Annotated in this window: 9 protein-coding genes; 3 read left to right on the top strand and 6 right to left on the bottom strand. The window is 72.4% G+C overall.

What is annotated here, in order from left to right; genetic code table 11:
- From G4D87_RS28575 to G4D87_RS28565, 3 genes are all read left to right on the top strand, one after another.
- The coding region (locus G4D87_RS28575; RefSeq protein ID WP_163785876.1) for a hypothetical protein at positions 1-487 on the top strand (487 nt) is incomplete at its 5' end.
- Positions 488-598: 111 nt separating this feature from the next.
- The gene (locus G4D87_RS28570) at positions 599-1864 is read left to right on the top strand and encodes a hypothetical protein (RefSeq protein WP_163785875.1); all 1266 of its coding nucleotides are present in this window, start codon (positions 599-601) and stop codon (positions 1862-1864) included.
- Between the two features lie 23 nt (positions 1865-1887).
- Positions 1888-2502, top strand: a complete 615-nt coding sequence (locus G4D87_RS28565; protein ID WP_163785874.1) for a polysaccharide biosynthesis/export family protein — start codon at positions 1888-1890, stop codon at positions 2500-2502.
- 13 nt (positions 2503-2515) lie between these two features.
- On the opposite strand, the gene G4D87_RS28560 is transcribed toward G4D87_RS28565, so the two are convergent.
- The 6 genes from G4D87_RS28560 to G4D87_RS28535 form a co-directional block, all read right to left on the bottom strand.
- Positions 2516-3337 (bottom strand): inositol monophosphatase family protein, encoded by an 822-nt coding sequence (locus G4D87_RS28560; protein WP_163785873.1) that lies wholly within the window; start codon positions 3335-3337, stop codon positions 2516-2518.
- A 13-nt stretch (positions 3338-3350) separates the two neighbouring features.
- Positions 3351-3884, bottom strand: coding sequence for a TlpA family protein disulfide reductase (locus G4D87_RS28555; protein WP_163785872.1), 534 nt, complete (start codon positions 3882-3884; stop codon positions 3351-3353).
- 1 nt (position 3885) lies between these two features.
- A complete protein-coding gene (mpl, locus tag G4D87_RS28550) occupies positions 3886-5358 on the bottom strand; it encodes a UDP-N-acetylmuramate:L-alanyl-gamma-D-glutamyl-meso-diaminopimelate ligase (RefSeq protein WP_163785871.1) in 1473 nt (490 codons plus the stop codon).
- Positions 5351-6532: a serine hydrolase domain-containing protein gene (locus tag G4D87_RS28545; RefSeq protein WP_163785870.1), complete on the bottom strand. Its 1182-nt coding sequence runs from the start codon at positions 6530-6532 to the stop codon at positions 5351-5353. Before G4D87_RS28545 ends, mpl begins: the two co-directional genes overlap by 8 nt.
- A complete protein-coding gene (locus G4D87_RS28540) occupies positions 6529-7440 on the bottom strand; it encodes a S66 peptidase family protein (RefSeq protein WP_163785869.1) in 912 nt (303 codons plus the stop codon). Before G4D87_RS28540 ends, G4D87_RS28545 begins: the two co-directional genes overlap by 4 nt.
- A 108-nt stretch (positions 7441-7548) precedes the next feature.
- Positions 7549-8459 (bottom strand): RsmB/NOP family class I SAM-dependent RNA methyltransferase (locus G4D87_RS28535; RefSeq protein ID WP_163785868.1); only part of this gene is annotated, 911 nt, incomplete at its 5' end.

Here is an 8459-nt window from a genome sequence, read left to right as displayed (position 1 = left end):
CGCCCCTCCCGCCGCCACCGCGGCGCTGGAGAAGGCCCGCGACGTGCCGGACTCGGCGAAGCTGGCGCGCAGCACGCAGGCCCTGGGCGGCATGCGCGAGGTGCTGCGCTCGGTGTTGGGGAAGGTGGAGGAGGCCCGGCGCACCAAGGACGTGGTGAAGCTCAACTGCGCCAACGAGAAGCTCACCCAAATCAAGGGCCTGCTGCGCATCTCCGAGCAGGCGGACGTGTCCCTCCAGGAGGCGGTGTCCCGCCAGGAGGCCTCGTCCAGCGAGCACGAATTCACCAAGGTGATGATCGCCCAGCAGAAGGTGGGACAGCTCCGCTCGGAGGCCGAGGAGTGCATCGGCCAGCTCGCCTTCCGCACCGATGAGAACCTCTTCGTGGAGGTGGAGGAGCCCAACAACCTCCCCGGAGGAGACCCCAGCCGTCCCCTCACGCCCGACATCGTCCTGGTGCGCCCACCGCCCGCCAGCCCCGTCCGGTAGCACCGCCAACAAACGTTCGGTCCGGCCTGACTCGCATGTTATGACGCCGCCGGCCGCAAGCACGAAAGGTGGGAGGAGCTGCGCCTCACACCTGGGAAGCCCTCCTGAGCCATGAAGCAACCCGCGACATTCTGGGGAGGACTGGGGGCGCTGGCGCTGCTCGCGCTGGGCGGCACGGCCTCCGCCCAGGGCATCGCGGCGCCTCCCACCGGGGGCAACGGCTTCAAGGTGGGCAACGGGCGGCTGCACCCCTACTTCGACCTGGAGACGCGGCTGGACAGCGGCGTGGGCTACTTCTCGCCCACCGGCAGCTCGGAGCCCAACAGCGACCCGGTGTCGGCCAACCTGGCGAGCGACGTGGCGCTGCGCTTCCGCCCTGGCTTCCGGCTGGAGATTCCGTCGTCCAACCTGGCGTTCAACCTGGGCGCCAACCTGGACTACGTGATGTACACGGGCCTGGTGACGAAGAACTCCAGCGCGGCCTCGCGCATGGAGGGCGCGGCGGACCTCAACGCGCACTTCAACCCGGACGCCCCGCTGTCGCTGGAGGTGTCGAACCAGTTCGCGCGCTCGGACCGCACGCGCACCGCGGCCGTGGGCGTGGGCGTGCTCAGCCTCTTCAATGAAGCGCGCGTGAAGGCCCCGTGGCGCCCCGGCGGCGGCGCGGTGGAGCTGACGCCCAGCGTGGCCTACGCGGTGGAGTTCTTCCAGCCGCTGAGCTCGGTGAGCCCCATTGGCTGCACCGAAAGCGTCTGCGACCCGGCCGCCGTGGAGCGCTTCGACTACGGCAACCTGCGCGTGGGCGCGGAGGGCCGCTGGCGCTTCCTGCCGAAGACGGCGGTGGTGCTGGACACGAACCTGGACGTGCGCAGCTACTTCAACGACGGCACGCCGGCGGCCTCCCTGCTGCGCGTCCTGGGCGGCGTGGCGGGCCTCGTGTCCCCCAAGGTGGCCGTCACGGCCAAGGCGGGCTGGGGCCAGAACTTCGGCAGCACCGGCGGTGGCACCTTCCTGGGGCAGTTGGAGGGCACCTACCTCTACAGCCCCACCCTGAGCTTCAAGGCGGGCTACCTGCGCGCCCTGGAGCCCGTGGCCGCCTACGGCGTCTTCACGGACAACCGGGGCTACGGCGAGGTGCGCGCCCTCTTCGGCGGCAAGCTGACGGTGGCCGGTGGGCTCGCGGTGGACTTCCTGCGCTTCGCCGGCGGCCGGAAGGACACCGTCGTCGGGGTGAATATCGGCCCGGAGTACCAGTTCTACCCCTGGCTGACGGGCGCGGCCGGCTACATGCTGGGCAGCCGCTCCTCCTCGGTGGATGGCGGCGGCCTCAACTACTCGCGGCACGAGGGGTACGCTCGCCTCTCCGTGGCGTACTGAGCGAGCGTCTGTCCCTCCTGGAGATGAACAGCTTCCGCGCCGCCCTCACCGTGCTGCCCCTGCTGACGCTGTCCGCCTGCTTCGGCACGTCACAGCGTCCGCCGCCGCCCGCCCCGACGCCCGCGGCGGAGGCCGAAGCCGCGCGCGCCACGGGCGGCAGGCTGGGCCCCGGGGACGTGGTGGAGGTGCGCGTCTTCCAGGAGCCCGAGCACTCCGGCACCTGGCGGCTGTCCGGCGAGGGCACCATCGACTACCCGCTGTGCGGCAAGGTGCCGCTGTCGGGGACGACGCCCAGCTCCGCGGCGGACCAGCTGCGCGACTGCCTGGCGCGCTACGTGCGCCGTCCGCAGGTGTCGGTGCTCATCCGCGAGTACAACTCGCAGAAGGTGTTCGTCTTCGGCGAGGTGCAGAAGCCGGGCACCTTCCCCGTGGACAACGAGATGTCCATCGTCCAGGCGATTACGCTGGCCGGCGGCTTCACCAAGCTGGCGGCGAAGAACAACACGCTGGTGACGCGCGTGGTGGACGGGCAGGAGCGCAAGATTCGCGTGCCCGTGGAGGACATCGGCGTGGGGCGGGAGAAGAACTTCATGCTCCAGCCCGGCGACATCGTCTTCGTGCCGGAGAGCTTCTTCTAGCCCGCCTGGGGCCTCAGCCGCGCGGAGGCTGTTCGCGCAGCCCGTCCACGAAGCGCTTCGCCTCGGACAGCAGCGCCGGGGCCAGCGCGGGCGCGGAGGCCAGCACGTCACCGCGCAGCACGTCGAAGGGCTCGCCGGAGATGTGGCGGATGACGCCGCCCGCCTCCTCCACCAGCAGCGAGCCCGCGGCGATGTCCCAGGGCTTCAAGCCGAACTCGAAGAAGCCGTCGAAGCGGCCCGCGGCCACGTAGGCCAGGTCCAGGGCGGCGCTGCCCGTGCGGCGCATGCCCTGCGCGTGGAGGATGAGTCGGCTGAAGAGGCCCACGGGCCCCTCCGGGCGCTCGCGCACGTCGTAGGGGAAGCCCGTGCAGAGCAGCGCCCGGTTGAGCGAGGCCACGGTGCTGGCGCGCAGCGGACGGCCGTTGAGCGTGGCGCCCTGCCCGCGCGCGGCGGAGAACAGCTCGTCCAGCATCGGGTCATAGACGACGCCGGCCAGCACGCCGCCGGGGCCCTCCACCGCCACGCTGACGCAGAAGTGCGGCACGCGGTGCGAGTAGTTGGTGGTGCCGTCCAGCGGGTCCACCAGCCAGCGCAGGCTGTCGGTGCCCTGCGTGGCGCCGCTCTCCTCCGCGAGGATGGCGTGGTCGGGGTGGCGCTCGCGAATGAAGGCCAGCAGCGCCTCCTCGGAGGCCTTGTCCGCGTCCGTCACCAGGTCGATGCCCCCCTTGAACTCGATGGTGCGCTCGTCCAGGAACCGGTCCGCGAGGATGCGGCCGGCGAGCCGGGCGCCCTCCTCGGCGGTGCGGCGCAGGCTGTCGGGCGAGTCCTGGGACATGACGCGCACTCCTCTACGGGGTGGGCTCGGCGAGCAGCGCCTCGAGCTCTGTCTGGTACTTCGCGAGGAACTCCTCGGCGAAGCCTTCATGAACGTGGCGCACCACGCCCTTGCGGTCGATGAAATACGTGGTGGGCATGCCCCGCACCTTGAGGGTGCGCTCGGCCACCTGGGCGTTCTGGTCCAGGAGGATGGGCAGCGTCACCTGCGTCTCCGCCAGGAAGGTGGGGATGGCGCGCGGGTCCTCGTCGATGTTGAGCGCGTAGACCTTCAGGCCCTGGGGCGCGTACTCGTTCGCGAGGTCCTGGTAGTAGGGCAGCGCGTCCTTGCAGGGCTCACACCAGGTGGCCCACACGTCGAGCACCACCACGCTGCCCCGGTCCGAGGCGATGTCATACGGCTCGCCGCCGGGGTAGCGCTTCACCTGGAAGGCCAGCGGCTGCGAGGCCCCCTGCCCCTCCGGCACGGGAGGCGGCATGGCGGGGCGGCTCGCGCAGCCGGACAGCGCGAGCGCTCCCACGACGACGGCGAATGGCAGGCGCGGCATGTCAGGCTCCCTTCCGCGCCCGGGCCGAGAGGGCCGCGAGCACCTTGTCGATGAAACCACCGAAGGCCCCGTTGCTCATCACCAGCAGCACGTCGCCGGGGCGGGCCTCGCGGGCGACCAGGTCCACCAGGGCCTGCACGTCCGTGGCGCCCTCGGCGGGGATGCCCTGGGCCTGCAGGTCGGTGACGAGCTTGCGCACGTCCAGCTCCTCGCCCACGGGCACCTTGTCGTGGCGCTCGGGCACCTTGAGGCTGGCGCGGGCCGCGCCGGTGAAGGCGTGGGCGTAGTCCTCCTGGTGGATGTTGCGCCGGCTGGTGTTGGAGCGCGGCTCGAAGACGGCCCACAGCCGCCGCTCCGGGTAGCGGTGGTGGACGGCGGCGATGGTCTCCCGCACCGCCGTCGGGTGGTGCGCGAAGTCGTCAATCACCATGACGCCGTCCGGCTCACCGCGAAGCTCCTGCCGGCGCTTCACGCCGCTGAAGGTGGCCAGCCCCTGGGCGACTTCGTCGAAGGTGAGCCCCAGGCCCTGCGCCGCGGCGATGACGGCCAGCGCGTTCTCCACGTTGTGCGCGCCGCCCATGGGGAGCCGCACCGTGCCCTGCACCTCGCCGCGCGCCACCACGTCGAAGCGGGCGCCGTCCGGGCCGAAGGACAGGCCGCGCGGCGTGTAGTCCGCGTCCGCGCCCTCCTTCGCGACGTACGTCACCACGCGCCCCGGGCAGCCCTCGCGCGCCAGCTTCACCGCGTTGGGGTAGGCGGCGCAGACGACGAGCTGCCCGTCCTGGGGGATGAGCCGGACGAACTTCTCGAAGGTCGCCTCGTAGTGCGGCAAGTCTCGGAAGATGTCCGCGTGGTCGAACTCCACGCTGGTGAGGATGGCGGTGCGCGGCCGGTAGTGGAGGAACTTGGAGCCCTTGTCCCAGTACGCGGTGTCGTACTCGTCGCCCTCGACGACGAAGTGCGGCCCCTTCCCCACGCGGTAGTTGCCCGCGTAGTTCTGCGTGACGCCGCCCACGAGGAAGGACGGGTCCTTGCCCGCCGCCACCAGCACGTGGGCCATGAGCGAGGACGTCGTCGTCTTCCCGTGCGTGCCGGCCACGACGACGGAGTGCGCGCGGTCCAGGAAGAGCGAGCCCAGCGCGGCGGGGAAGCTCATCTGCTTCAGGCCGCGCTCGCGCACGGCGGTGGCCTCGGGGTTCACCCGGCGGATGACGTTGCCGATGATGACGAGGTCCGGCTTCGCCGCGTCCAGGTTCTCCGGACGGTACGGCGTGGAGGCGGGGATGCCCCACGTCCGGAGCATGTCGCTCATGGGCGGGTAGACATTCTCGTCGCTGCCGGTGACGTCGTAGCCGGCGGCCTTGAGCATGCCGGCGAAGGAGCCCATGCCCGTGCCCGCCACGCCCACCAGGTGGATGCGGCGCACGCTGCCAGGTTCGAGGGTGTCGAGGACGTTTCCGTTGTCGTCAGCCATGGTGTCCCTGCTTCGTTTCAGTGAGCTCGAGCGCCTCCACGACGAAGTCATGGAAGAGCGGTCGAAAATCCCGGATGCGCGTTTCCTGGCGGCCGTGGGCCACGCGGTTCGTCACCAGCGCCACCACCAGCGAGCGGCGCAGGTCCACCCAGAGGCTGGTGCCGGTGAAGCCCAGGTGCCCCACCGCGCCCGGCGGGGTGTCGCCGATGTAGTGCCCGGCGCTGGACACGCCCTCGGAGGGCGAGTCGAAGCCCATGGAGCGGGTGCTGGCCTGCACCTTCGGGTCCGTGGCCAGCGCGCGGTGCCACAGCGGCCCCGGCGCGATGATGGCCCCGCCCGCGCAGCCGTCCAGCACGGCCTGGCCGAAGCGGGCCACGTCCACGGCGGTGCCGAAGAGGCCCGCGTGGCCGGCGACGCCGTCCATCACCCAGGCGTTGTCGTCATCCACCTCGCCTGGGCGCGTGGGCTGGGTGGGCACGTCCTTCCACAGCGTCTCCTGTCCCGGAGCGGGCTCGCGCGGGCGGGTGGCGCCGGTGGGCGCGGGCATGGCGTCCGCGGGGAAGTCGGTGAGGCGGTGGAAGCGGGCGCCGAGGCCCAGCGGCTCGGCGACGTGGCGGGAGAAGAGCGTGTCCAGCGGAGCGTCCGCGGCCCGCGAGAGGATTTCGCCCAGGAGGATGAAGCCCACGTCGCTGTAGGCGGCGCGCGTCCTGGGCTCGGCGGCGAGCGGCGTGGCGGCGGCGGCCTGGATGACCTCGTCACGGACGCGGGCGCGCAGGGCGGAGGGACAGTCCGCGTCCAGCAGCTCGGGGTGCGCGGTGAGCGCCTGCGCGAAGAAGGGCACGAAGGGCGGCAGGCCGGAGCGGTGGTAGAGCAGGTCCGCCACGGTGACGCCCGCGTCGCCCACGGGCGTGCCCGGGAAGTAGCGGGAGACCAGCGTCTCCGGGCCCACCTTCCCTTCCGTCCAGAGGCGGAGGAAGAGCGAGGTGGTGCTGATGACCTTGGTGAGCGACGCCAGGTCGAAGCGCGTGTCGCCGGAGACGTTGCCCGCGACGCCGCCGAACACCTGGACGCCCCGGTGCAGGACGACGGCCTGGGCCGAGGGGAAGACGCCCAGGGCACAGGCGTCATCGAGGACCTTCTGCAGAATCGCGATGGGGTGGGTACCGCCACTCATGCGCGCACGGCTCCTTCGAGGAAGGTGAGGCACGCGGCGTCCGCGTCCAGGCGGACCTGGGTGCCGAGCGCCACGGGGTAGTTGAGGTCACCGTGGCCAATGGGGAAGCCCGCGGCGCAGGGAAGACCCGCCTCGCGCGCGAGCTCACGGAGCACGTCGGCGCTGGAGTAGTCCGCGCCCTTCTCCTCGCAGCCCGTGAAGTCGCCCAGGACGATGCCGCGCACGCGGGAGAAGACGCCCGCCAGGCGCAGGTGGGTCCACATGCGGTCAAGGCGGTACGGGCGCTCGGTGACATCCTCCAGCAGCAGCACCGCGCCGTCGAGCGGCGGCAGGTACGAGGTGCCGATGAGGCGCGACAGCACGGACAGGTTGCCCCCCACGAGGTGCCCCTCCGCCATGCCGGGCACGTAGGTGGCCGAGCCCGTCAGCGGGGGCGGCGCCTCGGGGGACTCGAGGAGGCGGAACAGGTACTCGCGCACCGCGGGAGGCTGCCGGCCGAGCTGCGTGAGGACGGGCCCGTGGAAGGAGACGCGCCCCAGCGCCTGGAGCGCCCCGTGCACGGAGGTGAGGTCGGAGAAGCCGACGAAGGCCGCGTGCGAGGCGTCCGCGAAGGGGAGGTCCGGCAGGAGCCGGGCGCTGCCGTAGCCGCCGCGAGCGCTGAAGATGGCGCGGGCGTCCCGGTCCAGCAGGGCGCGCGACAGCTCGCCGCCCCGGCGCGCGTCGTCACCGGCGAGGTAGCGGTGGGCGGAGAAGAGGTCGGGGCCGTGGAGGGGGCTGTAGCGCTCGGCGATGACGGCCAGTCCGGCCTCGAAGCTGGGACGGTCGAAGGGCCCGGAGGGGGCGACGACATGCACGGCGTCGCGAGGACGGAGCGGAAGGGGCTTGAGCCAGCGCACGGTGCGCTTCATAGCACCCGGGGCTCGGGCGGCACGGTGATTCGCGGCCCGGACGGGCGAAGCGTTGAGTTCCCCCGTCCGTCGGGACACGGACACTGCGACCGCCTGGCGTCCCCGCCCCTACCCTGCCGAGCGCTCCAGGACGGCCGCGAAGAAGGCGTCCGTGCCATGCCGGTGCGGCGCGACGAAGAGGAACCCGTCGCGGAGGCACGCGTCGGGGAGCCACCCCGCCCCGGGCCGCACGAGGTGGAAGTCCGGGCGAGACGCCAGGAAGGCGGCGACGACGTCCTCGTTCTCCGCGCGGTTGACGGTGCAGGTGGCGTAGACGAGCCGCCCGCCGGGGCGCACCAGGCGGGCCCCGCGCTGGAGGATGTCCTGCTGGAGCGCCGGGAACCGGGTGAGCACCTCGGGCTGGATGCGGAAGCGCTGGTCGGGGCCCCGGCGCAGGGAGCCCAGCTCCGAGCACGGGGCGTCCACGAGCACCCGGTCCGCGTCGAGGTGCTCGGGGAGGCTCCGGAGCACCTGGACCCGGGTGAGGTGCGCGCGGGCGGAGCGCTGGAGGAGCCGGTCGAGCCGCTCGGGGTCCGGGTCATAGGCCAGGAGCCGCCCCGAGTCCTTCATGTCCGCGCCCAGTTGGAGCGTCTTCCCGCCCGCGCCGGCACAGAGGTCCAGCACCGTCTCTCCAGGCTGGGCGCCCACGAGGAGCCCCAGGAGCTGGCTGCCCTCGTCCTGGACCTCGAACAGGCCCTCCTGGAGGGCGCGGAGCCCGTAGAGGTTGGGCCGGGGCCCTTCGACATGGAGCGCCAGCGGGCTCCAGGGGCCGGGGCGCGTCTCGACGCCCTCGGAGCGAAGCCGCTCGGCGAGGGCCTCCCGGGAGGTGCGCAGGACGTTGGCCCGGAGGGTGATGGGGCCCGGGACGTTCAGGTGGGCGCAGAAGTCGTCGGCCTCGGGCCCGAGCTCCCGGGTGAAGTGGGCGGCGAGCCAGTCCGGCAGGGAGGCCCGGAGCGCGAGGGAGGGGGGCGGAGCTGTGT

The organism is Myxococcus vastator (assembly GCF_010894475.1).
GTDB lineage: Bacteria > Myxococcota > Myxococcia > Myxococcales > Myxococcaceae > Myxococcus > Myxococcus vastator.
Note: the sequence above shows the minus strand (reverse complement) of the source record. Positions and strands in the feature narration are given on the sequence as shown.

Coding starts and splice junctions, on each gene's coding strand:
- G4D87_RS28570 (WP_163785875.1), top strand. CDS start 599: ATGAAGCAACCCGCGACATTCTGGGGAGGACTGGGGGCGCTGGCGCTG.
- G4D87_RS28565 (WP_163785874.1), top strand. CDS start 1,888: ATGAACAGCTTCCGCGCCGCCCTCACCGTGCTGCCCCTGCTGACGCTG.
- G4D87_RS28560 (WP_163785873.1), bottom strand. CDS start 3,337: ATGTCCCAGGACTCGCCCGACAGCCTGCGCCGCACCGCCGAGGAGGGC.
- G4D87_RS28555 (WP_163785872.1), bottom strand. CDS start 3,884: ATGCCGCGCCTGCCATTCGCCGTCGTCGTGGGAGCGCTCGCGCTGTCC.
- mpl (WP_163785871.1), bottom strand. CDS start 5,358: ATGGCTGACGACAACGGAAACGTCCTCGACACCCTCGAACCTGGCAGC.
- G4D87_RS28545 (WP_163785870.1), bottom strand. CDS start 6,532: ATGAGTGGCGGTACCCACCCCATCGCGATTCTGCAGAAGGTCCTCGAT.
- G4D87_RS28540 (WP_163785869.1), bottom strand. CDS start 7,440: ATGAAGCGCACCGTGCGCTGGCTCAAGCCCCTTCCGCTCCGTCCTCGC.